Here is a 24,378-nt window from a genome sequence, read left to right on the forward strand (position 1 = left end):
CGGGGTGCCGGGACCGCAGTGGTCCCGGCACCGCCTCAGGCGGTCTGCGGCAGCCGGCCGAGGATCACCTCCAGCCCGAAGGTGAAGATCTCCTCCTGGGTGAACGCCTCCAGGTCCTCGGCGAAGGAGTGCAGCGTCGGGAAGTCCCGGGCGTACACGGCCCCGGTCGTCCGGCGCACGCGCTCCCAGTAGTCCGGGTCGTCGTCCCACGCCTGGCGCAGCGGGTGCAGCGACGCCGCACCGACGGCGAACCGGACCAGGGTGGTGCCGATGCCCACCGCCTGGTGCCGGTCGGGGTAGAGGGCGGTGAGGATGCTCATCAGCGCTTCGTTGACGCGCAGCTCGTGCGGGCTGATCAGCGAGTAGCCCATGCCCAGCGTCACCTGGAGCAGTTCGGGGTAGGTGGTCGACAGCCGGTAGTAGCCGGTCAGGATCTCGCGCAGGTCGTCCACGGTGCCGGTGCCGGGCGCGGGCAGCGCGATGCCCGCCAGCAGGTCGTCGTAGATCGCGGCGAGGATCTCGTCCTTGCTCCGGAAGTACGTGTAGAGCGCCATCGGGCGCACCTTCAGTTCGGTGGCGATGCGTCGCATCGTGACCGCTTCCAGCCCGTCGGACTCCATGATCGCGGTGGCCGTGCGGATGATCAGTTCGCGGTCCAGCGTCCCGCGTGGCGCGCGACCGGTGCGCGGCTCAGCCGTCATCGGACCATCGTAACGTACGTGTACGGTTGCCACAATCGACGCTCTGACGTGCGTCGACGCCTTGGTCGCAACTCCCGAATTCCACCCGCCTATTCGTCGGCGAGCACGAGGCGGCCCGTCCGGCGGCGCGCGTAACGTCACGCCGCCAGGGGTACGGCGGGTTCGTCGCGGCGGCTCCGAGGCCCAACGGGAGCACCGGAGGTCGCAGTGTCCGAAGTGGATCGGGCGGAACTGGCCGCGCTGCTGGCCGACGTCGCGGAGGAGGTCGGCGTGGCCGGCGCGCAGTTCGCCGTCGCCACCGCGCCCGACGCCGAACCGGTGGCCGTCGCCTACGGCACCGCCAACCCCGACACCAGGTCGCCGATGACGGCCACCACGCTCGTGCAGGTCGGATCCACCACCAAGGTCTACACCGCCGCGCTGGCGATGGCGCTGGTGGACGACGGGCTCGCCGACCTCGACGCCCCGGTCCGCACCCACCTGCCCGACCTGCGGCTGGGCGACCGGGTCGCGGAGCGCACGATCACCCTGCGGCACCTCATGTCCATGTCGTCGGGCCTGGACAACGGGCCGTACGCGGACACCGGCGTCGGCGACGACTGCGTGCGCCGGTACGTGGACCTGCTGGACGGCCTGCCGCAGCACTTCCCGCCGGGCACCGGCTTCGGCTACTCCAACGCCTCCACCGTGGTCACCGGGGCGGTGGTCGAGGTGCTGACCGGGCGCACGTGGGACGACGCGCTGCGCGCCCGGCTGCTCGACCCGGTGGGCCTCGACCGGACCGCGACCCGGTACGAGGAGCTGCCCTACCACCGGGTCGCGGTCGGGGTCGGGCTGGTCGGGGGAGTGCCGCAGGTGCGCCGCGTCGGGTGGTGCGCCACCCGGGGCATGGGCCCGGCGGGGTCGTCGGCGGCGGCGTCGGCGGCCGACGTCGTGCGGTTCGGCCAGGTGTTCCTGCGCGGCGGCCGGGCGGCGGACGGCACCCGGGTGCTGTCCGACCGGGCCGTGGCGACCATGCAGCAGGCGCAGGTGGACGTGCCCGCCAAGCTGTTCGCGGACCGCTGGTGCGTCGGGCCGTACCAGCGGGACTGGGGCGGGGTGGCGGTGTACGGGCACAGCGGCACCACGCCGAACGGGTCGTCGCTGCTGCTGTGGGTGCCGGTGCGCGGGGTGGCGCTGGCCTGCCTGACCAACACCGCCGACCTCGGCTACCCGCTCGCCGACGCGATGGCCACCGCCGTGCTGTCCCGGTGGTGCGGCGTGCACCGGGACCGGACCGGGCCGCGCCCCGTCGACCACCCGGTCGACGCGGACCTGTACGTCGGGCGGTACGCCGCGCACGGCGTCGACTACGCGGTCGAGCGGTCGGCGACCGGGCTGACGGTCACCATGACGGGGGAAGCGGAGACCGTGGTCAGCGGCCTGGTCCCGTTGGGGGACCACCGGTTCTGGCCCGAGGACCCGAGGGTGTCCGGCCACCACCCGTGGGACGTCGCGTTCTGCCCCGACGGCACCGGCCGGATCGTCCGCCTGCTCAACGGCGCGTTCCCCGCCCGCCGCGTGTCCTGAGGCCGTCCGCCGCCCCCGCTCGTGGTCGGTCTGCGGCGGGCCGCAGGGCCCCGTTCAGGCGACCTCCGGCGTCACGCCGACGCGTCCGATAATCGATCACCGCCCGACACGCAAGCTTCTGACCTGCACCAACTGTCTATTCGTGACCATTGCCGTACCAGTACTGTACATGTACAGTACGCCGAATGGGCCGGCAGCTGAGCGTCGAACGGGTCGTGGACGAGGTGGGCAGCACGCTGCTCCGCGTGGCGGCCCACCCGGGCCACCTCGACACCGCCGTCACCGGGGTCGCCATCCACGACCCCGGCGACGAGCACCCCACCGCGCCCGGCGAGGCGGTGCTCGGCGTCGGCGTCACCGACCCCGACCACGTGTGCCGGCTGCTGCACGAACTCGGCGCGGCGGACGCGGCGGCCCTGCTCGTGCGGGCCCCGGCGGCGGACGGCGCGCGGGTGCGCGAGGCGTCGGCCGCCACGGGCGTCGCCGTGCTGGAGGTCAGCCGCGACGCGACCTGGACCCAGGTGGTCGGCCTGGTGCGGGCCGCGCTGGAGGAGCCCGCGGCCGGGCTCGCCCCCGACGAGTCGCGCGACGACCTGTTCGACGTCGCCAACGCCACGGCCGCGCTGCTCGGCCTCGACATCACCATCGAGAACCGCTCGTCGCGGGTGCTGGCGTTCTCGGCGGGGCAGGAGGACGTGGACGAGGGCCGGCGGCGCACGGTGCTCGACCTGGGCGTGCCGGAGTACTACGTGCGCCTGCTCACCGAGCGCGGGGTGTTCCGCCGGCTCTACCGCGCCCGGCGGCCGGTCTACGTCGAGTCGCTCGAACCCGGCACCCGGCCCCGCGCCGCGATCGCCCTGCGACACAACGAGAACGTCATCGGCTTCCTGTGGGCGATCGTGAACGCCCCGCTGACCGGGCCGGCCGAGCAGGCGTTCGTGGACGCGTCCCTGGTGGTCGCCGCGCACCTGTCCCGGCACCTCGCCGGCCCCGCACCCGGCGCGCGGCTGCGCGACGAGCTCGTCGCCGCCGTGCTGGACGACCCGAGGCGGTCCGCCGACGCGCTGCGCCGCCTGGGGCTGGACGGCCGTCCGCTGTGCGTGCTCGCCCTGGACACCCGGGACGGCGGCGAGGAGCGGCGGCCGGCGGACGCGCGCCGGCTCGGCGACGCGCTCGCCCTGCACCTGGCCGGGGTGCACCGGTCCGGCGCGGCGGGCGTGGTGCGCAACGTGGTCTACGCGCTCGTGCCGGTACCGTCCGAAGAGGACGGTCAGGCGCACGTGGCCCGGGTGGCGGCGGCGTTCCTGGGCAAGTTCGGCGACCGGGCGCGGGCCCGAGCCGGGGTGGGCTCGGTCGCGCCGACGGCGGAGCTGATCGGCCGGTCGCGGCAGGACGCGGACGACGTGCTGCGGGCGCTGCGCGACGGCCGGGAGGAGCGGGTGGCCACCTGCGCCGCGCTGCGCGTCGACCTGATGGTGCTGCGGCTGGCCGACCAGGCGCGCGCGGACCTCGCCGCGTGCGGGCCGGTGGCCAGGCTGCTCGCCTACGACGCCAAGCACCGGACCGACCTGGTCGGCACCCTGGACGCCTACCTCGACTCGTTCGGCGACGTGGGCACCGCCGCGACCCGCCTGCACGTCCACCCCAACACGTTCCGCTACCGGCTCGCCAGGTTGTGCGACGTGGGCGGGCTGGACCTGTCCGACCCCGATGCGCGCCTGGGCGCGATCCTCGACCTCCGGCTGCACGGGATGGTCGAGGTCTGACCGCCCGCCCGGACGCGAGGGGTGAACTGCTGCGTTCGGGGTATCCCGTCCGTGTGATCCGCGCGGACGGAGAGGAGCGGGACGTGGCCGAGACGTCGACCAGCGAGCTGGTGCGCGACGTGACCAGGCAGACGAGCCGGTTGGTGCGCGAGGAGATCCGGCTCGCCGTGGCCGAGATCTCCGAGAAGGGCAAGCACGTCGGGATCGGCGTGGGGCTGGTGGGCGCGGCCGGCGTGCTGGCGTGGTTCGGGGTCGGCACGGTGGTGGCCGGCCTGGTGCTGGTGCTCGCGCTGGTGCTGCCCGCCTGGGCCGCCGCCTTCATCGTCGCCGCCGTCGTGTTCGCGGTGGCCGGCGTGCTGGTCCTGGTCGGGCGCAAGCAGGTCGCCGCAGGCACCCCTCCGCTGCCGGAAGAGGCCATTGAAGGCGTGAAGCGCGACATCGCCACCGTGAGCGAGAGGACGCACCGATGAGCAGGAAGATCCCGCACGTCACCCCCGAGACGGGCCGGGAGGTGCCCAAGGACCCCGAGGAGCTGCGCCGCGACATCGAGCAGACCCGCCGGGAGCTGGGCGACACCGTCGAGGCGCTGGCGCACAAGGTCGACGTGCCGGCCCGGGTGAAGGAGAGCGTGCACGAGGGCGTGGACAAGGCCAAGGAGAAGGCGGGCGAGGCCGCGACCCGCGTCGACCAGGCCGTCACGCGGGTGGCGGCCGAGGCGCAGGCGGTGGCCGGGAAGGCGTCCGCGGTGGCGACCAAGGCGACGGACTCGTTGCCGCAGCCGGTGCAGGACAAGGTCGTGCTGGTCGGCGAGCAGGCCCGGCGCCGCCCGATGGCCGTGGTCGGCGGCCTGGTCGCGGCGGTCGTCGTGGTGACCTGGCTGGTGAGGAGGGGACGATGACGCTGGTGCGGGTGCTGTACAAACCGCTGGGCCCGCTGCTGGGCGTGGCCGGCGGCCTGATCGCCGGGCGGCTGTCCGGGCACCTCTGGAAGCTGGTCAGCGGCGACTCCGAACCGCCCGCCGCCAACCAGCAGGACCGGGGCTGGGCCGAGGTGCTGTTCGCGGCCACCCTCCAGGGCGCGGTGTTCGGCCTGGTCAAGGCCGCCGTCGACCGGGGCGGGGCGACCCTGTTCGACAAGGTGACCGGTGAGTGGCCGGGGGACACCCGCGACGTCGACTGACTGTTGCAGGTCATGACGTTGGTGACGGTGGGGCGGGCCTGAACGGGCGGACGGGTCTTCCAACGGCAGGATGAGAAGTACGACCAACTCGTCCGCCGAGCAGAACGACCCGTCCGTGCTCCACCGCAACGCCCCGCTGTCCTTGGAAGGCCGCCACCGCCTGGTCCAACGCTGCCGCACTCGCCCGATTGCCCACGTCGCGGCCGAGATGGGCATCTGGTCCACTTGGACGTCAAGAAGGCCGGCCTGATCCCCAACTGCGGCGGATGGCGGACAAACGGCCGCGACAGCGAGCAGGCCCGCCGGGTCGGACGCGCCAGGATCAAGGGTGCCCGCGCCGGCTACATCCGTGTGCACTCCGCGGTCGACGGGTTCTCCCACCTGACCTGTACCGAGGCCCTGCCCGACGAGAAGGCCGTCACTGCGATCGCCTTCCAGCCCCGGGCCAGGGCGTTCCTCGCCGCCCACGGCATCGGCCACATCCACCGCGTCGTCACCGACAACGGTTCTTGCCACCACGTCCACGACTTCGCCAAGGCCCTGCTCGGAGCCCGCCACCAGCGCATCAAGCCCCACACCCCGCGCCACAACGGCAAAATCGAGCGCTACAACCGCATCCCCACCGAGCAATTCCTGCCGCCGGAAACCAGCCGCCGGCCACCCGGCTCCACGACGGCGTCACCAACCACATGGCCTCATCCAGCCGGCGTCGGGCGGCCACGAGCCCGTCGTGGAATTCGCCGGCACCGGTCGGCGGCGGTGGCTACGGTGACGCCGTTGACCGGGATCGGCGGAGGGGTGACGGGGTGCGACTGGCCGGACGGCGGTGGCGGACGTCGGTCAGCGCGGCGCGGCTCGGCGGGGAGACCTACCGGGTGGTCCGCCCGGCACGGCCGATCGCCCACGGTGTGCTGCACGACTGCCGCTTCGGGCCCGTGATGGCGGTGGACAAGGCCGCGACGGTCGACCTGGCGTTCGCCTGGTGGCTGGCCGCGCGCTCGCCGCGCAGCCTGGTCTACCTGCCGTTGCGCGCCAATCCCTTCACGTGCCAGGACAACGCGTCGGACGACGGCCGCAAGCTCGACTTGGTGCTGCTGCACCACAGCCTCCAGTTCCCGGTGTCGCGGTGGAAGCAGGTGCGCGCCCGCCTTTCTCCCGCCGCGACCCACACCGTGGAGATGCCGGCCGGGGCGTTCCGCTCCTTCGACCGCGCGGACCACGAGCGGACCTACCACCGCGAGTTCCACGACCACCTCCGCTGGTCCGTCGCGGCGGACACGCTGTTCCTCGTCGGCAGCCGGCCGGCTTTCGAGCTGGCCGGCGAGCAACTCCGCGCACTGGCCGAGGACGGCCCGGCGGAGGTCGTGGCGTGGCCCGACTCGTACTGCTGCGCGGAGATCGGGGTGGGGCAGGGCAACGGCCTCCACCGGCACGAGCGCAACCCGCCGGCGCGGTTGCACATCGACCGGTGCCACGAGCACTGGCCCGCCCCGGTCCGCGCGCCGAGGAAGTCGACCCGGGCCGCCGCGCGGTAGTCAGCCGAGGGTGTCGAGCCGCCGGCGCACCGCGTCGGCCTCGGCGTCGCGGCCCTGCCGCAGGTACAGCTCCAACGCCTCGTGCCACACCGCGCGGGCCCGGTCCTCCTCGCCCAGCGCCCGGTGGGTGTGCCCGAGCCGCTCCAACGTCCCGGCGGTGTAGTACGTGCTGCCCAGCGGCCGGTACAGGGCGAGCGCCCGGCCGTAGTGCCCGGCGGCCTGCCGGTAGTGGCCCGTGGCGTGCTCGACGTACCCGAGGCTGTCGAGGACGTGCGCCTCCACCTCCGGGTCGTCGCGGTGCTCCCGGTTGAGCGCCAGCGCGGTCCGGCAGTGGTCGCGCGCCACGTCGTGGTCGCCCATCAGCGCCGCCACCCACCCCGCGTCGGCGTGCGCCGAGGACTGGCCGACCGGGTGGTCCAGCGCGCGGTACAGGTCCAGGGCCAGCAGGACGTGCTCCAGCGCCCGCCGGTTGTCCCCGCCGCGCGACCGGGCCTCGGCCAGCACCCGGTGGCTGAGCGCCTGGTGCGCGCGGGAGCCCTGGGCGCGGGCCAGTTCCAGCGACCGGTCCAGGTGGACCACCGCCTCGGCGAGCCGGCCCAGCCGGATGTGGGCGCGGCCCAGGAACTGGTGGGCGTGGGTGCGGGCGGCCGGGTCGGGCAGGTGGGCGGCGGCGTCCAGCGCGGTGTGCCACAGCGCCAGCTCGCCGGGGTGGTGCCCGCGCCGGGAGTGGAACGTGGTCAGGGTGAGCGCCAACTGCCACACCCGCCTGTACCAGCGGTGCGCGTGGGCGGTCCGCTGCGCTGCGGTGAGCTGCGGGTACTCGGCGTCCAGCCAGGACATCGCCGCCGGGGCCGTGGTCAGCGGGTACGCCTGGACGCCGGGCTCGGGCGGGTCGAGCCGCACCGGGTCGTGGTGCGGGTCCAGCAGGTGCTGCGCGCCGTGGGCGGTGTGCAGGTAGAAGTCGACCGCGCGGCGCAGCGCCGCCTCGCGGACCGGCGGGGCGAGGTCACGGGCCAGGGTGGCGGCGTAGTCGCGGATCAGGTCGTGCATGGCGTACCGGCCGCCGGAGCGCCGGTCGAGCAGGGACGCGTCCTCCAGCGCGGTGAGCGCCTTGCGCGCGCGGGCCGCCGGCAGGCCGGTCGCCGCCGCTGCGGCGGCCAGGTCGGTGTCCGGGCCGGGGGCGACGCCCAGCACGGTGAACACCCACCGCTGCTCGTCGGTCAGGTCCCGCAGCGACCAGGACAGCACGGCGGGCAGGCTGGCCGCCGGGTCGTCGTGGTCGAGCACGTCCAGGCCGAGCCGGCGCAGCTCCGCCGCCGGTTCGGCCAGCGGCACCCCGGGTCGGGTGTGGGCGTGCCGGGCGGTGATCGACAGCGCCAGCGGGTAGCGACCGCACAGGTCGACCAGCTCCTCGGTGGCGTCGGGCTCGGCGGCCACCCGCGTCGCGCCCAGGCGTGCGACCAGCAGCGAGTGGGCCTCGGCGCGGGTCAGCACGTCGAGCTGGAGGTGCCGGGCGCCGTGGCGGTCGATCAGCGACGCGAGCCGGTTGCGGCCGGTCACCACCACCGCGCAGGTCGGCGTGCCGGGCAGCAGCGGGGCGACCTGCGCGGTGCCGGCCGCGTTGTCCAGCACCACCAGCATCCGCCTGCCCGCCACCAGGCTGCGGTACAGCGCCGCCCTGGTGTCCCGGTCGTCGGGCACCCGGTCGGGCGCGACGCCGAGCGCGGCGAGGAAACCGCCCAGCACCTCCTCCGGCGGCACCGGGCGCCCGGCCGGGCTGAAGCCGTGCAGGTCCACGAACAGGTGCCCGTCGGGGAACCGGTGGGCGTTGTCGTGCGCCCAGTGCAGCACCAGCGCGGTCTTGCCGATCCCGCCCGCGCCGCCGACCGCCGCGACCGGGACCGGTCCGGACGTCGCGGTGCCCAGCGCCGCGCTCAACGCGGCCAGCTCGTCCGCGCGCCCGGTGAACGACGGGGGCGCGGCGGGCAGTTGGCGCGGCACCGGCACTGCCGCCGCCGCTCGACCGGTGTCGCGCTCCGCGTGCAGCGCGGGGTCGCTGGTGAGGATCTGCCGGTGCAGCACGCGCAGCGGCGGCCCGGGATCGGTGCCCAGCTCCTCGGCCAGCCGGGCACGGACGCGCTGGTAGTGCGCCAAGGCGTCGGCCTGGCGGCCGTCGCGGTGGAGCGCGAGCATGAGCTGGGCCGCGACGCGCTCGTCCAGCGGGTGCCGGGCGGCCCTCGCGGACAGGCCGGGCAGCAGGCCGGCGTGCCGCCCGCTGCGCAGCGCCAGGTCGGCGTGGTCCAGCTCGACCGCCAGCAGCTCCCCGGCCAGCGTGGCGCGCAGGTCGCGCGCCCACGGGGTGTCCAGGTCGGACACCGGCTCGCCCCGCCACGAACCCAGCGCGCGGTCGAGCAGGTCTACCGCCTCCCGGTCGTCGTCGCACGCCCGGCCGCGCGCGGCCAGGTCGCGGAACCGGTGCAGGTCCACGTTCTGCGCGTCGACCGCCAGCGTGTAGCCGCCGGACCGCCGCAGCAGCGACACCCCGTCGACCGCAGGCAGAACCGCGCGCAGCCGGGAGAGGTAGTTGTAGAGGGTGTTCCGGCCGCGCGACGGGGGATCGCCGCCCCACACGCGGTCGAGCAGGCGTTCGGCCGGCACCACGCGGTTGGCCTCGACCAGCAGCACGGCCAGCACCCCGCGCTGCTTCGCGTGCCCCAGGTCGAGCCGGGCCCCGCCGACCTCGGCCTCCACCCCGCCCAGCACCCGGAACTCCACCGCCGTCACCACCGCCCGCCCCCGGCGGAACTGCGGGTTCCAGGTTCCGCGCACGGTTCGCCGATGATCAGCCGGGCAGAGTGGGCCACGCAGCGATCCAACACCACGGCCGCACGCTGCCCACACGAAGGGATCCCCAGTGCCCACCGCGCTGAACCGCAGGTCGCTCTCCTCCCTCGCCGTCACGGCCGCCGCCGCCGCGCTCCTGGCGGGCGGTGCCACCGCCGCCAACGCCGTGCCGGCCGCCGGGGGCGCGACGGCCCAGCACCGGGCGTGCCACGTGCACGCCCTGTCCGACGGTCGCGGTGCCGAGGTCTGCCGCACGTGGACGCCGCACGGCGACGGCACCTACTACGGCACCTGGCAGGTCGACCGGGCCGACGCGAACGTCATCGCGCAGGGCCGCTTCGACGGCAAGGTGCGCAACCTGGGCGTCCAGGGCTCGTACAGCCGGGTCAAGGACTTCGTGACCCGGGCCTGCGACAGCAGCGGCAAGCGCTGCTCGTCCTGGGCCTGATCCGGCCCGGAGCGGCGGCGGAGCCCCCCGGTGGCCGCCCGCACCCTCCCCCGTGGGATGCGGACGGCGATCCCGCCGCGTGCTCGACGGTCTGTGGTCACCGGGCGGTCCGCCCGGTGACCACAGCGGCCCGACGTGCGCTGCCCGGCTCGGCGGGCTATCCCCGGCGGTCCGCCGGTTCGGGGTGGACCGAGTACGCCCGGGGGTACTTGCGGCCCGGGTTAGGCGTCGGCGACCCCGTGAACGACACCGGGGTGCCGGTGGCCAGCGCGGTGCGCCCGGCGGGCAGGTCGTCGCTGGAGACGAACCACGAGCCGCCCCGCGCGTCGGTGATGAACCCGTGCGGCTGCCCCGCCCGCCAGCCGGTCACCGTCCCGCGCCGCCGCCCGCGCGGCGAGCCGGCACCGGTGGCGACCACCCCGGCGGACCGCACGAACGGCGGGCGCAGCGGGTAGCCGTCCCGGTCCGCCGGCGCGAACAGCGCGTCGAACCCGGGCGTGCTGCTCGCGGCGGCCCGCAGCGGCGCGGCGGTGCGCGGCGTCCAGGCCGGCGGCAGCGGCGAGGACCGGACGTCCACGACCGGCACCAGGACCCGGATCCCGCGCCCGGTCAGCCGGGTCGCCAGCGGGGTGAAGTCGGCGTCCCCGGTGACCAGCACCACCCACTGGAGCGGCACGGTGGTCGCGCGCTCCCACGCCTCCAGCGCGAAGTGGACGTCGACCCCCTTCTCCTTGCCGCCGTGCAGCGGCAGGTCGTGCCGCACGATCCCGGCCGACGCCAGCGCGGCGTCGAAGGAGGTGGCCGGCGTCTCGATGCGCCCGCGCACGTAGTGCGCCTCGTCCACCGTGCAGGCGTCGAGAGGCAGACCGGTCTCGGTGTGCACGTGCCAGCGCAGGGCGTCGTGGAAGCCGTCGAGCGCGATCCGGGCTGCGCGGGGGTGCTCGGTGGCGTAGAAGTCGCTGAGGTAGGCGAACCACGTCCCGTCGTAGAACACCCCGATGCGCGCCACTTCCCCCACCGGCCGGAGTTTACCCGCACGGCCGGACGGCGGTCGGCCCGCGTGGGGAGTCCGGTGTGGAGCGTGTCCCTGGCGGGCTTGCAACCGTCCGGTGCCTGTGGTGGGGGTGGGGTTGTGCCATCGTGGAGCAGGCGACTGGGCGAGGAGGCGGACGTGGCACGCAAGCGCGGGGGCGGGTTGGCGTTGTACGTGGCGCTGGCGGTGGCGCTGGTCCTGTTCGTGCCGGCCCTGCGCGAACGGGCCGCCGACCTGCTCGCCCCGCTCCTGGACCAGCTCCGGGACCTCAGCCCGTGGCGCGGCTGACGAGCACCTGATCTCCGTCGGCCTCCGGGCTCCGGTGTCCACTGAGGACCCGATGGTCCCGTGACCGATGAGCCCGCTCGGCCTGCCCCCGGTCGTGGCGACGACCGGTGAGCAGAGCGCCCTGGCCGGCACCGCACGGGAGGGCGGCCCGCCGGGCTGATCGACACCCGTCCGTGGTGCATCCGGGGTTCCGCCGGACGGCGGGTCGGACGCGGTAGGGGAGCGCGCCGGCTCCCGTGGCGGACGCGCGCCGATCACGGGTTCTTAGCCCGGATGTCCCCGTACGTTCCGCCCTACTGCGGGACTGCGCCTTGCCTCCAAGCTCGACCCGGCGGGGGTCTCACGTCGGGAAGGCGGCGCAGATGCGATCGGGTTGGGTGAATCTGGTGACGGTGGCGCTGGTCGCGGCGGCGACCGCGGTGCCGGGAACCGCTGCCGCGGTGCCGGGAGGCGCGCGGGCGGCCAGCGAACCGGTGTACGACTTCGCCTCCGCCATCAGGGAGACGGTGTGGGTCGACACCGGGCGCGACGGTGACGCGGACGGGCGCAACGACCGCGTCGCCGCCGATCTCGTGCGACCCCGCGAGGCGGCGGCCAAGGGCGTGAAGGTGCCGGTCATCATGGACGCCAGCCCCTACTACTCGTGCTGCGGCCGAGGTGGGGAGAAGGAGGTCAAGACCTACGACAGCGCCGGTCGCCCGGTCGGCTTCCCGCTGCACTACGACAACTTCTTCGTGCCGCGCGGGTACGCCGTCGTGCTGGTCGACCTGGCCGGCACCAACCGGTCGCGCGGGTGCGTCGACATCGGCGGGGTGTCGGACATCGGGTCGGCCAAGTCGGTGGTGGACTGGCTCAACGGGCGGGCCACCGGGTACTCCTCGGCCACCGGGGGCACGGCCGTCGCCGCCGGCTGGAGCACCGGGGACGTCGGCATGATCGGCAAGTCCTACGACGGCACCATCGCCAACGGCGTGGCCGCGACCGGGGTCGCGGGGCTGAAGACCATCGTGCCGATCGCGGCGATCTCCAGCTGGTACGACTACTACCGCACCGACGGGGCGGTCGGGAACTCCGGGTCGCCCGCCGGGCTCGCGCAGACCGTGTCCGCGCGCAACCAGGGCCAGAACTGCTCGGCGGCGGGCCAGCGGCTGCGCCAGGTCTTCCCGGCCAACGGGGACTACTCGACCGCGTGGGTGGAGCGGGACTACGTCGCCGCCGCCAAGAACGTGAAGGCCAGCGTGTTCGCCGTCCACGGCGTCAACGACCTCAACGTCAAGTCGGTCAACTTCGGCCAGTGGTGGAGCGCGCTGGCCTCGACCGGCGTGGACCGCAAGCTGTGGCTCTCGCAGACCGGGCACGTCGACCCGTTCGACTTCCGCCGCGCCGAGTGGGTCGCCGCGCTGCACCAGTGGTTCGACCACTACCTGCTGGGCATCGACAACGGCGTCGGGAACTCGCCCCGGGTCAGCGTCGAGCGGCAGCCCGACGTCTGGGTCGACCAGGCGGCGTGGCCCGCGCCGGGCACCCGGGACGTCGCGCTGCGGCCGGTCGCCGGCCCGACCGCCGGGGTCGGCACGCTGACCTCCGGCCCGGCCGTGGCGGGCACCGCGTCGTTCACCGACACCGGGCGGGTGGGCGAGACGACCTGGGCCGCCCAGCCGGCCGCGACGTCCACCTCCCGCGTGCTGTACTCGACGGGGCCGCTGGCGCAGGACGTGCAGGTGTCGGGCACCGGCACGGTCACGGTGACCGTCACGCCCGCCACGTCCACCGCGCGCGTCTCCGCGGTGCTCGTGGACTACGGCCCGCAGACCATCCGGAACTACGGCGGCGCGGGCGAGGGCGTCAAGTTCGGCACCGCCGAGAACTGCTGGGGTTCCAGCACCACCGGCGACGACGCGTGCTACCGGATCGCGGCCACCGACACCGCGAACGTCGGGCTGCACATCTTCAGCCGGGGCTGGGCGGACCTGGCCAACCACCGGTCGCTGAGCGAGGAGGCGCAGCTCGTCCCGGGCCGGCCGGTCACCATGACGTTCCGGCTGGCGAGCACCGACAAGGTCGTGCCGAAGGGCCACCGGCTCGCGGTGATCATCGGCGGCACGGACGCGGGCTTCGTCTCGGCCCCGGCGCAGCCGGGCCGGCTCACCGTCGACCTGGCGAAGACCTTCGTCACGCTGCCGATCGCCGGCACCGCACCGGTCTCCGGCCCGGCGGAGTCGTCGGCCGACCTGTCGGCCGCGAATCCGGCGCAGGTCGTGTGGGACCGGCCCGCGCGCCTCGACCGGGGCTGAGCGGGACCCGGCGGTCCGGCCCCGCGCGGTGGTGGGGCCGGACCACCGGGGGGGCGGGGGTGCGACGCCCGGTCCGGCGCGGCCAATCCGGGGGGAGCCGACGAACCCGGACGTCCCGCCGTCGAACTCCGGTCCGCGCAGCACGTCCCGCGCCAGGTCGGGATCGCTCACGCACCCCCCGCCACCAGCCGGCGAGGACGGTTGCGTGGTGGCCGCCGTGGTCGGCGGCGGTCGGGTCAGCCGCGCAGCGGACGACCGGGCAGGGCGTCCTGCATCTGCTGGTCGCGGACCACGAACGTGCCGCCCACCAGCAGGTGGTGCACGCCGACGGACGGCCGGGTGGAGTCCTGGTAGGTGGCGGTGTCGGTGATCCGCTCCGGGTCCAGCACGACGATGTCCGCGTCCGCGCCCACACCCAGGTGCCCCTTGTGCGCCGCGCCCGCCGCGACGGTGTCCAGCGTGCGGGCCGGCAGCCACGAGCAGCGCCGGAACGCCTCCAGCCACGTCCACGCTCCGGACTCGCGGACCATCTGGCGCAGCGACTTGGCGTAGGTGCCCGCCGTGCGCGGGTGCGTCTTGCCGCCGGGCGGGAGCGGCCACTCGTAGGTGTCCCAGGTGCCGTCCGGCCAGGTGATCGGCATCGCGTCGCTGGCCACCATCGAGTCCGGGAACGCCATCGACCGGCGCAGCAGGTCCCGGTCCACCGGGTCGTCGTCGTCCAGGAAGGCGATGATGCAGCTCGCGGCCGGGTCGGTCGCGCGCAGCTCCGCCAGCCGGCCGAGGTCGGCGACCTGCTCGCCGGAGTCCACCAGCGTGATCGCGGTCGGCCCGATGCCCAGGTTGCCCAGGCGCTCGGGCGCGAGGAAGGCCGCGCCGATGCCCGTGCTGCCCGCCCCGTACGGGTAGCACTCGACGGTGACCCGGGACCCCTCGGCCTGGGTGCGGGCGATCAGGTCCAGCACGCGGTCGACGTGCCGCAGCGACGTGCTGTTGACGTGGCAGTGGTGCATCGCGGCACCGGTCTCCACGGCGGCCCGGACCAGCTCGGCCGAACCGTCGTACCGGGTGTTCGGGTCGGTCTCGACCAGCTCGCGGACGTGGGTGAAGATCGGGGCGTCCCTGCTCGCCGCCAGCGCCGCCACGCTCAGGAACTCGGCGGGGTCGGTCTGCGGCGCGTAGCCGACCGGCACGCCCACGCCGAGCGCGCCCGCCGCCAGCTCGTCCTCCACGACCCGCAGCCACGCCACCAGCTCGGCGGGCGTGGACGAGCGCAGCCAGCGCGGGTCGTCGAGGAGGTGCATCGCGGCCCACGGGTCGGCGTTCTCCTCGAAACCCAACTGCACCTTGGCCCGTGCGGCGGCCCACGACGCGGAGAAGCCGTAGTGCAGCGGGCGTCCCTGCGCGGCGGCCTCGGCGTACGCGCGGTCCAGCGGGTTGAGGCCCGATTCCAGGTCCAGCGCGGTGGTGACACCGTCCATGGCCTGGAGGCGTTGGGCCGCGACGCTGTGCACGTGGCTGTGCAGGTCCACGAAACCCGGGCCCACCACCAGGCCGGTCACGTCCACCACCACCGCGCCGTCCGGCGCGGGCAGGTCCTGGCCGACTGCGGCCACCTTCCCGTCCCGCACCAGCACGTCCGCGACCTCGTCCAGTCCGGTGCCGGGATCGATGACCCGGCCGCCACGCAGCAGCACCATGGGGCCCAGCCCACCACGCGCGGGGCGCGGCCCACCTCGTCCGGCACGCCAACACCGCGCCGCCGGATTGGTGGCGGCTCCCGATGACCCGCGTCGCGCACCGCCGCCACAGTGGGCGCGACACCCGCGAGGAGGACCCGATGGCGACGACGAGGTTGACCGACGACCTGCTGGTCGGTCAGGACTGGCAGGCCCGGCTGGACGAGCTGCGCCGGCGGCACCGGGTGCCGGGGTGCCAGGTGGGGCTGATGACGGTCGACGGGGACCTGCGCGTGCTGGCCTCGGGCCTGGCCGGCGTCGACACGGGCGTGGAGACGACCGCCGACACGTTGTTCCACTACGGGTCGATCGGCAAGCTGTGGACCGCCACGCTGGTCCTCCAGCTCGTGGACGACGGCCTGCTCGACCTGGACACGCCGGTCGTGGAGGTGCTGCCCGGCTTCACCCTCGCCACCCCGGAGTACGCCGAGCGGATCACGGTGCGCCACCTGCTCGTGCACACCAGCGGCATCGACGGCGACCTGTTCACCGACACCGGGCCCGGCGACGACTGCCTGGAGAAGTACGTCGCGTCGCTGGCCACCGCCGCGTCGGTCACCGAGCCCGGCGGCCCGTTGAGCTACTGCAACTCCGGGTTCGTGGTCGCGGGCCGGGTCGTGGAGGTGCTGCGCGGCAGCACGTGGGACGACGCGCTGGCCGAGCGGATCTACGAGCCGCTGGGCCTGACCCACGTGCTCACCCTCCCGAACGACGCCCCGCTGTTCCGCACGGCCATCGGGCACGGCCTGGACGACGACGTGCTCCGGCAGGTGCCGCACTGGCAGTCGCCGAGGTCGAACGGCCCGGCCGGCTCGGTGTCCGGCACCGCCGGCGAGCTGCTGCGGTTCGCCGTGGCCCACCTGCGCGACGGCGAGGGCCTCAACGGCGGGCGCGTCCTGTCGCCGGGGTCGGCGCGGCTGATGCGGGAGAAGCAGGTCGACCTGTCGCGCCGGCTGACCACCTACGACGGCTGGGGCCTGGGCTGGATGCTGTCGGACTGGAACGGCGCGCGGGTGGTGCACCACGGCGGCGCCACCGACGGGCAGATCGCGCAGTTGCGGACGTTCCCGGAGTTGGGCCTCGCGCTGTGCGCGCTGACCAACGCCGACCACGGTGCGGCGCTGGTCGAGGCCGTGGAGGCCGAACTGCTGCCGGAACTCGGCCTGGCCCCGGGCCGTCCGGTGGTCGACCCCGACGCGGCGGGCGCGGACGTGTCGTCCGTGCTGGGCCGGTACGAGTCCCGCCTGCTGTCGTGCGAGCTGGAGAACCGGTCGGGGTCGCTCACGCTGCGGGTCTCGGTGCAGGGCCAGGCCCCCGGCGACCCGGTCCCGGTGACCCCGCTGGGCGGTGACCGGTTCGAGGTCGAGTTCAGGGGGACGCGGCACGAGTTCGCCCACCTGGTGCACGACGGCCGCGAGTTCCTCCACCTCAGCCGGCTGCTCGAACGCACGGTCTGACCCGGTTCCCGGAGCGGGGTGGCGCGCTCACCGACGACCGCGCCACCCACCCGTGCCCAGCGCCCGGATCATCGCCGCGCCGCACGAGCACCGTCGTGAGCACGGCCTGGTGGACGACGGACGCCGTCCGGTCGGCGTTGATGAGGAAGAAGAACCCGGTACCCGGCCCATTCGTCAGCTTCACCAGGCCGATCACGTGCCAGATGCGGAGCCGAACGCGAAGGGCGGCAGGTACGCCCCGCCGACCGCCCCGCGCCGGGACAAGGCGACGATCGCCAACACGATCGCCGCGACGTTGGGCACGGCGGCGACCAGGAACGCGAGTGCCACCCCGAACATGTCGATCCGACCGACGACGCCGGGCAGCTCGCCGAAGATCCCGAGCCCGGCACCCATCTGCGTGACAGCGGCGACGAGCACGACGCCGGAAGGCCACCGGGCGAGCGTGACCGTTCGCTGCGCCGAACCTTGCACCGGCAGCACGGCGATAGGCGATAGTCGTCCACGTGATTTCCCGGGAGCCGATTGCGGTCTTTATCGGTCTGGACCGCGAGCGGAAACGGCGAGTCGGTTCGTGTCCGCAAACTGCGGATTCGCTATGCGTGTGAAGGCCGGTCGGGGGTTGTCGGTATGTTGTCGTCCGCCCAAGACGTGTCGTGTGCGGATCGTCCGACATCGATTCCTCCGGAGCGAAAACGAGTAGTTCTGTGAACGATCATGCTGAAAATGGCGCAACCTGCGAAGACGCCGGCGAAGCGGAGGACGTGGGCAGGGCGGAAGACGCGCGGGAATCCGCGTCCGGTCCCACTCGCAACTCGATGCCGGGGAATGCGCACAACGTGCTCCAGGCGCGCGAGATGTCGGTGCACCTCGCCGGGCGGTGGGCCCGGTGGCTGCCCGTGGCCGCGGTGATCGGATCGGCCGCAGCGGTCCTGGCGGTCGTGGTGTTCAAGCCCGTGGTGCGGGTTTCCGACGAGTCCGCCGACCGGCCGGCCGCGTCGAGTTCCGCCGGCGCGGCGGCCCTGCCCGGTACCGTGCTGGAGACGCCCGCGCCGGCACCGCCGACGAGCGTCGTGGCACCGCCGGCCGTCGCCTTTCCCGAGGTAACCACGGCACGGCCGCCCTTGACGACCGCCGCGCCGCAGGTGCCGCCCGCTGCCGCACCCGCGCCGCCGCACGACCTGGTGTGCCTGCCCGCCGGCACCCGCATCACGGTGGAGAACCACGACAGCAACCTGTGGCTGACGGTCTACTACAACCGGTCCGAGGCGGGGGAGCGCGCGGTCATGGGCACCCCGACCGAGCCGCAGTTCCGGCTGGTCCACGACAGCGCCGACCCGTGCGTCCACCGGATGATCACGCATTCTTCCCGGGACGAAGCGCCGATGTGCCTGACCGCGCCGGCCGCGCCCGAAGGGGAGGTGGCCCAGTACCCCTGCCGGCCGGGCGCACCGGACCAGCAGTGGGTGCTGGAAAACCACTGGGAGCAATCCCCGACGCAGTTGTGGCGCCACCTCAAGCCCGCGCACGACCGCGCGCTGTGCGCTCAGCAGCGCGACCCCGGCAGGGCCGAGCACATGCCCGTCGTGCTCCACCGGTGCGGGACAGAATGGCAGCAACAATGGGGCATCGGCTCGCCGGCCCGGTGATCGTCCTGGGCACTCACGAGCCGGTGGCGCTGGGGAGCAGGGCGGGGCAGCCGGAATCGACGTAGGACGGGTCGTACTCGAAGTGCCAGTACTCGTTGTCGTAGCGGCGGCACCAGCCCAGGCTCCGGGCGTTGCGCTCGACCCAGATCGCCGAGTCCTGCGGCTGGATGTCCACCGCCCGCCCCTTCACGTGCATGGACTTCTCCGGCGGCAGCACGTACTTCGCGGCCAGTTCCGGCGAGCCGAGCTGCCGGACCGACGCGTCGAACTCCGCCTGCTGCTGGCCGGTGCTGCGCTTGCCGTCGTTGAGGCACAGCCGGACGCCCTTGCCGCCCGCCGCGTCGACCAGGCGCTGCCACGCGGCCAGCACCTCCGGGTGCAGTCCCGTGGCGGGTTCGTTCAGGTAACGCCCGTCCACGGAGCAGGCGGGGCCGCCGTCGGGGCCGGGGACCCCCTCCAGGATCGCCAGGGGCCGGCCGGGCACCGGGTCGGGCACGAACCGGAGCCGGCCGGTCGCCCCCAGCCCGCCCGCGACCCCCGCCACCAGCAGCACCACCAGCGGGATCACCACGCGCACGATCACCGGACCACGACCCCCGACCCCGCGCCGACCGGGTGCCGCGTCACGTCAGCACCTCCACCGCCTGCGCCGCCGCCTCGGCGAGCAGCGCCTCGTCGTACTGGGCGTCTCCGGTCGTCTTGCTGGACATGATTGCTAGGACGAACGGGGCCCCGCCGGGTTGCCACACGATGCCGATGTCGTTGGCCGTCCCGTAGTCGCCGGAGCCCGTCTTGTCGGCCACCGCCCACCCCCGGGGCACGCCCGCGCGGATGCGCCGGTCGCCCGTGGTGTTGCGTTCCAGCAGGTCACGCAGGAACGCGCGCTGCTCGGCCGGCAGCACGTCGCCCAGCACGATCCGCTGGTAGTCGGTGCCGATCGCCCGAGGGGACGTGGTGTCGCGCGGATCACCCGGCGTGGCCTCCACGAGGTCGGGCTCGACCCGGTCCGCCCTGGTCACCCCGTCGCCCAGGCCGCGCAGGAACGCGGTCAGCGCGGCCGGCCCGCCCAGGTCGCGGACCAGGAGGTTGCCCGCCGTGCCGTCGCTGTACCGGACGGCGGCGTCGCACAGGTCGCGGATGGTCATGCCGGTGCCGACGTGCTCGCGGGTGATCCTCGAACTCTTCATGAGGTCGGCCTCGGTGTAGCGCACGACGGTGTCCAGGTGCTGGAGGGGGTTGCGCTGGAGGACCGCTGCGGCGGCCAGGCCCTTGAACGTCGAGCAGAACGCGAAGCGCTCGTCGGCGCGGTACGCGAAGGAGGCGCCGGTCCCGGTGTGGACGGCGTAGACCCCCAGGCGCGCGTCGAACTCCTTCTCCAGCTCCTCCCACCGGCCGTCGACGGGGACGACCGGGGTGGTGGGCGCAGCGGACGTCGTGGAGGACGTCCCGGACGGGCTCGGCTCGGTGGTGGCGCACGAGGTCAGCGGGAGCAGCAGTGCCGCGCCCAGCAGTGAACGGCGGGTGATCGGAGCGATGGGGTCCTCCCGGGTGTGAGTGCGGACGGTCCGGTGGCCGGTGATCGTCGGCAGCCTGTCAGCCTGCGGTGCATCGCGTCCAAGACGGGAACGGTCGCATTGATGCCGATCCGGCATAGGATCGGGGGCGTGGATGTCGTCGCGGCCTGTCGGGCGTTCGTCGCCGTGAGCGGGCACGGCAGCTTCACGGTCGGCGCGTCCGTGGCCCGGATACCGCAGTCGGTGGCGAGCCGGCGGATCGCCGCGCTGGAGAGGCACCTCGGGGTCAGGCTGCTGACCAGGTCCTCGCGCAGCGTGGCGCTCACGCCGTTCGGCCGGGAGCTGCTGCCCTCCGCCCGGCGGCTGGTCGAGCTGGTGGAGGCGATGGAGCACGACGCCGAGCAGGCGCGGCTGCGGCCGTTCCGGCTGGCCGTGCCCGCCGCGTGCGGACCGCACCGGCTGGCCAGGCTGGTCGCCGCCGCGCGGGAGCACGGCCTGACCCTGACCCCCGCCCGGCCGACGCGGCCGAGCGCGCCGAACTGGCCCGCACGGTCGAGGTCCGCGCGGCGTTGGTCGCGGTGCCACCGGACGACGGCGCGTGGCGCGTGCCCCTCGGCCTCGCCGGGCGGACCGACCCGGGAGGGGCCTCGGCGCTGTACCTGGAGGCGCTGCGCGCGGGCCGGGTGGACCGGGGCACCCGGCGCAGCCGGGTCTGGATCCACGCGGAGGACGACGTGCCGCACGTGCGCGACCGGCTGACCCGGCTGCGGGACGCCGTGGGCCTGCTGCCCGCCCAGGTGGTGGTGGCGTCGTCGCTGGTCACCGCGACGGCCGAGGTGCTGGGCTCGGCGGACCTGCTGCTCTGCTCGCGGTCGGAGGCCGACGAGCTGGGCCTGCACTGGCGGCCGGTCGGCGAACTGGTGCTGGCCCGGGGCTACGAGGTGACGTCGCGGGCGCGCGAGGACGCCCAGCGGGTGCGCGCCCTGCCGCCCGCGCTGATCGGCGCGTGCCTGGGCGTCCCGGACGTGCCGGTGCCGACCGGACCGGGGGCCGGGGAACCGGACCGGCCGGGCCAGGGGAGCGGGAGGACGGGATGACGGCGACGGCGAAGGTGCTGCGCGACGCGCGGGAGGCGTTGGCGGCCGGTGGGCTGCGCGGGTCGTTCCTGGTGCACGACCTGGACACCGGGGACGAGCTGGGGATCGACGCCGACGTGGAGTTCCCGGTCGCGTCCCTGGTGAAGGTGCCGCTCGCGGTCGCCACCCTGGAACGGGTCGCGCGCGGCGAGCTGGACGGGGCGCGGCCGGTCGCGGTGCGGCCCGGCCTGGTCACCACCCCCGGGCCGACCGGCCTGAGCCGGTTCCGGCACCCGGCCACGATCGCCCTGGACGACCTGGTCTACCTGAGCACGTCGATCAGCGACAGCGTCGCCGCCGACGCGCTGTTCGCGCTGACCCCGCCCGCCGCCGTGACCGCCGAGCTGCGCCGGCTGGGGTACCACGGGATCGCGGTCCGCCACCTCATGGCCGACCTGGTCGACACGCCGGCCGAGCGGTTCGCGCCGCCGGAGGCGCACCTGGCGCACGCGCTGGCGATCACGGCGGGCACGGCCGGCCAGGGCCACCCGGTGCCGCAGCTCGACATCAGCCTGGCCAACACCGGGTCGCCCCGGGCGTTCGTGGACCTGGTGCGCGGGCTGTGGCGGCCGTCGGCGGTCGACCCGGCGGTCGCCGCCCGGGTCCGCGCCCTGATGGGGGACAACCTCATGCGGCAGCGCCTGGCCCCCGACTTCGTATCCGACGCGTCCCGGTGGTCGTCCAAGACCGGCACGCTGCTCAACCTGCGCCACGAAGTCGGGGTGGTCGAGCACGCGGACGGGCAGGCGTACGTGGTGGCGGCCTTCACCGAGTCGCGGGTGCCGGCGGTCGTGCAGCCCGGGGCGGAGGCGTTGATGGCGCACGTCGCGCGCACCCTGCGCGACCAGTTGCGGATGTCCTGACGGCGCATCCCCTGCGGGGCCCGCGCGGCGGCGTTAGGTTGCGGACGTCGTCACCGGCGTGCCACCGGCGGAAGGGCCCCGCATGACCCCGCACCCCGAGCAGGCCGCGCTGACCAGCGGTGCCGACTTCTGGCACACCACCGAGGTCGCGGGGACGCCGGCGATCACGCTGACCGACGGCCCGCACGGCGTGCGCCTGGCCGCCACGCCCGGCGACCCGCTGACCGGCCGGCCCGCGACCTGCTTCCCGCCGGCCGTGACCACGGCCTCGACCTGGGACCCCGACCTGGTGCGGCGGGTGGGCGAGGCGCTGGGCGACGAGGCGCGCGCGGCGGGCGTCGCGGTGCTGCTGGGTCCGGGCGCCAACCTCAAGCGCAGCCCGTTGTGCGGACGGAACTTCGAGTACTTCTCGGAGGACCCGCTGCTGACCGGCGTCCTGGCCACCGCCTGGGTGCGCGGCGTGCAGAGCCGGCAGGTGGGCGCGTCGGTCAAGCACTTCGCGGCCAACAGCCAGGAGACCGACCGGATGACGGTCAGCGCCGACCTGGACGAGCGCACGCTGCGCGAGCTGTACCTGAGCGCGTTCCGGCGGGTGGTGCAGGAGGGCCGGCCGTGGACCGTGATGTGCTCCTACAACCGGGTGAACGGGGTGTACGCGAGCCAGGACCGCTTCCTGCTGACCGACGTGCTGCGCGGCGAGTGGGGGTTCGACGGCGTGGTGGTCTCGGACTGGGGCGCGGTGGTCGACCGGGTCGCGGCCGTCGCGGCGGGGCTCGACCTGACCATGCCCGGACCGGACGACGCCGGCGACCGGGCGCTGGTCGAGGCCGTCGAGGCGGGCGACCTGGCACCGGAGGTGCTCGCGGCAGCGGCCGACCGGGTGCGCGACCTGGTGGGCCGGGCGGCGGCGCGGCGGCCGGGGGAGTACGACGCGGACGCGCACCACGCGTTGGCCCGAGAGGTCGCCGCACGCGGTGCGGTGCTGTTGAAGAACGAGGGCGCGGTGCTCCCGCTGCACACCGACCGCACGTCGGTCGCGGTGCTGGGCGAGTACGCCCGCACACCGCGCTACCAGGGCGGCGGCAGCTCGACCATCACCCCGACCAGGCTGGACGACCCGCTGACCTGCATCGCCACCGCCACGTCGGGGCCGGTCCGGTTCGCGCCCGGCTACCTCGTGGACCACCCCGGGTCGGGCGGCACCGGGTCGGGCAGCGCCGGGCCGGACGAGCCCGGTGCGGACGGGGTGGCGGCGGAGCTGGTGGCGGAGGCCGTGGAGGCGGCGCAGGAGTGCGACGTGGCGGTGGTGTTCGTCGGCACGCCGGAGGAGGCGGAGGGCCGGGACCGCACGACCCTCGACCTGCCGGCCGCCCACCTGGAGCTGGTCCGGCAGGTCGCGGCGGCCAACCCGCGCACGGTGGTCGTGCTGTGCAACGGCGGTGTCGTGCGCACCACGCCGTGGGACGCGGACGTGGCCGGCGTGCTGGAGTGCTGGCTGCCGGGGCAGGCGGGCGGCAGCGCGCTCGCCGACGTGCTGTTCGGGGTGGTCAACCCGTCCGGCAGGCTCGCCGAGACGATCCCGCTGCGCCTGGCCGACCACCCGTCGCACCTGGACTTCCCGGGCACGGACGGGCACCTGCGCTACGGCGAGGGCGTCCACGTCGGCTATCGCGGGTTCGACGCCCGGGAGCTGGGCGTGGCCTACCCGTTCGGCTTCGGCCTGTCCTACACGACGTTCGAGTACGGCACGGCCACCGCGTCCGCGGACGGCTCCGGGATCACGGTCCGGGTGGAGGTGACCAACACCGGCGACCGGGACGGGCGCGAGGTCGTGCAGGTGTACGTGAGCCGGCCGGGTTCGCGGGTCCGGCGCGCGCCGCGCGAGCTGAAGGCGTTCGCGACCGTGCCGGTCGACGCCGGGCGGACCGTCGAGGTGGTCCTCGACATCGCCCGGGGCGACCTGGCGCACTGGGACGTGCGGCTCGGTCGGTGGGTGGTGGAGGGTGGGCCGCACCACGTGGCGGTGGGGGCGTCGTCCCGTGACCTGCGCACAACGGTGGTGGTGGACGTGGTGGGCGACGACGTGCGCGTGCCGCTGACCGCGCAGACCAGCCTGGCGGACTGGCTCGCCGATCCCCGGGGCGCCCGGGTGCTGGGCGCGGCGCTGTCCGGACCGGGGTCGCCGGTCGACCAGGGCCTGCTCGGGCTCGTCGCGGCGATGCCGCTGGACCGGGTGGCGAAGCTGCTGCCGGGCGGGGCGCTCGACCCGGCCTCGGTCGACGCCCTGGTCGCCGCCGCGAACTCCTGACCACGGTATTCCCGTTGTGGTGCAAGGCTTCGGAGGTGAGCGCAGGGCGTCGGGCGGG

20 protein-coding genes and 2 pseudogenes are annotated in these 24,378 nt (G+C 74.8%); 15 read left to right on the forward strand and 7 right to left on the reverse strand.

The genetic code is table 11. The features are described 5' to 3' along the window. Positions 1 to 35 precede the first annotated feature (35 nt). Positions 36 to 701 carry a TetR/AcrR family transcriptional regulator gene (locus AB0I60_RS19520; RefSeq protein ID WP_360731667.1) on the reverse strand — a complete coding sequence of 222 codons (666 nt, stop codon included), beginning with the start codon at positions 699 to 701 and terminating at the stop codon, positions 36 to 38. Between the two features lie 207 nt (positions 702 to 908). Here AB0I60_RS19520 and AB0I60_RS19525 point away from each other — a divergent pair, with 207 nt between their 5' ends. The 7 genes and pseudogenes from AB0I60_RS19525 to AB0I60_RS19555 all read left to right on the forward strand — a co-directional run bounded on the left by AB0I60_RS19525 (position 909) and on the right by AB0I60_RS19555 (position 6,750). Further along, positions 909 to 2,270: a serine hydrolase domain-containing protein gene (locus tag AB0I60_RS19525; protein WP_360731668.1), complete on the forward strand. Its 1,362-nt coding sequence runs from the start codon at positions 909 to 911 to the stop codon at positions 2,268 to 2,270. 185 nt (positions 2,271 to 2,455) lie between these two features. Further along, on the forward strand, positions 2,456 to 4,036 hold the full coding sequence (locus AB0I60_RS19530) for a helix-turn-helix domain-containing protein (RefSeq protein ID WP_360731669.1): 1,581 nt from the start codon (positions 2,456 to 2,458) through the stop codon (positions 4,034 to 4,036). Between the two features lie 83 nt (positions 4,037 to 4,119). Next, complete coding sequence (locus AB0I60_RS19535; protein ID WP_360731670.1) at positions 4,120 to 4,506, forward strand: phage holin family protein; 387 nt, start codon at positions 4,120 to 4,122, stop codon at positions 4,504 to 4,506. Continuing rightward, complete coding sequence (locus tag AB0I60_RS19540) at positions 4,503 to 4,934, forward strand: DUF3618 domain-containing protein (RefSeq protein WP_360731671.1); 432 nt, start codon at positions 4,503 to 4,505, stop codon at positions 4,932 to 4,934. The genes AB0I60_RS19535 and AB0I60_RS19540 overlap by 4 nt, the downstream gene beginning before the upstream one ends. Continuing rightward, positions 4,931 to 5,215 carry a DUF4235 domain-containing protein gene (locus tag AB0I60_RS19545; RefSeq protein WP_360731672.1) on the forward strand — a complete coding sequence of 95 codons (285 nt, stop codon included), beginning with the start codon at positions 4,931 to 4,933 and terminating at the stop codon, positions 5,213 to 5,215. Before AB0I60_RS19540 ends, AB0I60_RS19545 begins: the two co-directional genes overlap by 4 nt. 115 nt (positions 5,216 to 5,330) lie before the next feature. After that, positions 5,331 to 5,919 (forward strand): annotated as a pseudogene (locus AB0I60_RS19550) (IS481 family transposase); the annotation flags it as partial. A gap of 102 nt (positions 5,920 to 6,021) precedes the next feature. After that, a complete protein-coding gene (locus AB0I60_RS19555; protein ID WP_360731872.1) occupies positions 6,022 to 6,750 on the forward strand; it encodes a hypothetical protein in 729 nt (242 codons plus the stop codon). Here the strand turns inward: AB0I60_RS19555 and AB0I60_RS19560 are convergent, their stop codons facing one another. Further along, positions 6,751 to 9,579, reverse strand: coding sequence for a BTAD domain-containing putative transcriptional regulator (locus tag AB0I60_RS19560; RefSeq protein WP_360731673.1), 2,829 nt, complete (start codon positions 9,577 to 9,579; stop codon positions 6,751 to 6,753). Positions 9,580 to 9,664: 85 nt separating this feature from the next. Between AB0I60_RS19560 and AB0I60_RS19565 the strand changes: the two genes are divergently transcribed. After that, positions 9,665 to 10,042, forward strand: coding sequence for a hypothetical protein (locus AB0I60_RS19565; protein WP_360731674.1), 378 nt, complete (start codon positions 9,665 to 9,667; stop codon positions 10,040 to 10,042). Between the two features lie 157 nt (positions 10,043 to 10,199). Here AB0I60_RS19565 and AB0I60_RS19570 read toward each other — a convergent pair whose 3' ends face one another. Next, positions 10,200 to 11,060, reverse strand: a complete 861-nt coding sequence (locus AB0I60_RS19570; RefSeq protein ID WP_360731675.1) for an NYN domain-containing protein — start codon at positions 11,058 to 11,060, stop codon at positions 10,200 to 10,202. 153 nt (positions 11,061 to 11,213) lie between these two features. Between AB0I60_RS19570 and AB0I60_RS19575 the strand changes: the two genes are divergently transcribed. Together AB0I60_RS19575 and AB0I60_RS19580 are read left to right on the forward strand one after the other, a co-directional pair. Further along, the gene (locus AB0I60_RS19575) at positions 11,214 to 11,363 is read left to right on the forward strand and encodes a hypothetical protein (RefSeq protein WP_360731676.1); all 150 of its coding nucleotides are present in this window, start codon (positions 11,214 to 11,216) and stop codon (positions 11,361 to 11,363) included. Between the two features lie 362 nt (positions 11,364 to 11,725). After that, a complete protein-coding gene (locus tag AB0I60_RS19580; RefSeq protein WP_360731677.1) occupies positions 11,726 to 13,657 on the forward strand; it encodes a Xaa-Pro dipeptidyl-peptidase in 1,932 nt (643 codons plus the stop codon). A 236-nt stretch (positions 13,658 to 13,893) separates the two neighbouring features. On the opposite strand, the gene AB0I60_RS19585 is transcribed toward AB0I60_RS19580, so the two are convergent. Continuing rightward, positions 13,894 to 15,354: an amidohydrolase family protein gene (locus tag AB0I60_RS19585; protein WP_360731678.1), complete on the reverse strand. Its 1,461-nt coding sequence runs from the start codon at positions 15,352 to 15,354 to the stop codon at positions 13,894 to 13,896. 140 nt (positions 15,355 to 15,494) lie between these two features. Here AB0I60_RS19585 and AB0I60_RS19590 point away from each other — a divergent pair, with 140 nt between their 5' ends. Further along, on the forward strand, positions 15,495 to 16,850 hold the full coding sequence (locus AB0I60_RS19590; RefSeq protein ID WP_360731679.1) for a serine hydrolase domain-containing protein: 1,356 nt from the start codon (positions 15,495 to 15,497) through the stop codon (positions 16,848 to 16,850). A 192-nt stretch (positions 16,851 to 17,042) separates the two neighbouring features. On the opposite strand, the gene AB0I60_RS19595 is transcribed toward AB0I60_RS19590, so the two are convergent. After that, entirely contained in the window at positions 17,043 to 17,333 is a 291-nt protein-coding gene (locus AB0I60_RS19595) for a hypothetical protein (protein ID WP_360731680.1), read from the reverse strand. Positions 17,334 to 17,668: 335 nt separating this feature from the next. Between AB0I60_RS19595 and AB0I60_RS19600 the strand changes: the two genes are divergently transcribed. After that, entirely contained in the window at positions 17,669 to 18,499 is an 831-nt protein-coding gene (locus AB0I60_RS19600; protein WP_360731681.1) for a hypothetical protein, read from the forward strand. 13 nt (positions 18,500 to 18,512) lie between these two features. On the opposite strand, the gene AB0I60_RS19605 is transcribed toward AB0I60_RS19600, so the two are convergent. Both AB0I60_RS19605 and bla read right to left on the reverse strand, forming a co-directional pair. Further along, positions 18,513 to 19,082 carry a D-alanyl-D-alanine carboxypeptidase family protein gene (locus AB0I60_RS19605; RefSeq protein WP_360731682.1) on the reverse strand — a complete coding sequence of 190 codons (570 nt, stop codon included), beginning with the start codon at positions 19,080 to 19,082 and terminating at the stop codon, positions 18,513 to 18,515. A gap of 40 nt (positions 19,083 to 19,122) precedes the next feature. After that, complete coding sequence (gene bla / locus AB0I60_RS19610; RefSeq protein ID WP_360731683.1) at positions 19,123 to 20,151, reverse strand: class A beta-lactamase; 1,029 nt, start codon at positions 20,149 to 20,151, stop codon at positions 19,123 to 19,125. Here bla and AB0I60_RS19615 point away from each other — a divergent pair. From AB0I60_RS19615 to AB0I60_RS19625, 3 genes and pseudogenes are all read left to right on the forward strand, one after another. Beyond that, positions 20,137 to 20,996: pseudogene (locus AB0I60_RS19615) on the forward strand (LysR family transcriptional regulator); the annotation flags it as partial. The gene bla and the pseudogene AB0I60_RS19615 overlap by 15 nt on opposite strands. 110 nt (positions 20,997 to 21,106) lie before the next feature. Next, entirely contained in the window at positions 21,107 to 22,012 is a 906-nt protein-coding gene (locus tag AB0I60_RS19620) for a serine hydrolase (RefSeq protein WP_360731684.1), read from the forward strand. An 82-nt stretch (positions 22,013 to 22,094) separates the two neighbouring features. Then, complete coding sequence (locus AB0I60_RS19625; RefSeq protein ID WP_360731686.1) at positions 22,095 to 24,320, forward strand: glycoside hydrolase family 3 C-terminal domain-containing protein; 2,226 nt, start codon at positions 22,095 to 22,097, stop codon at positions 24,318 to 24,320. Positions 24,321 to 24,378: the final 58 nt, after the last annotated feature.

This window comes from Actinosynnema sp. NPDC050436 (genome assembly GCF_040655415.1).
Taxonomy (GTDB): domain Bacteria; phylum Actinomycetota; class Actinomycetes; order Mycobacteriales; family Pseudonocardiaceae; genus Actinosynnema.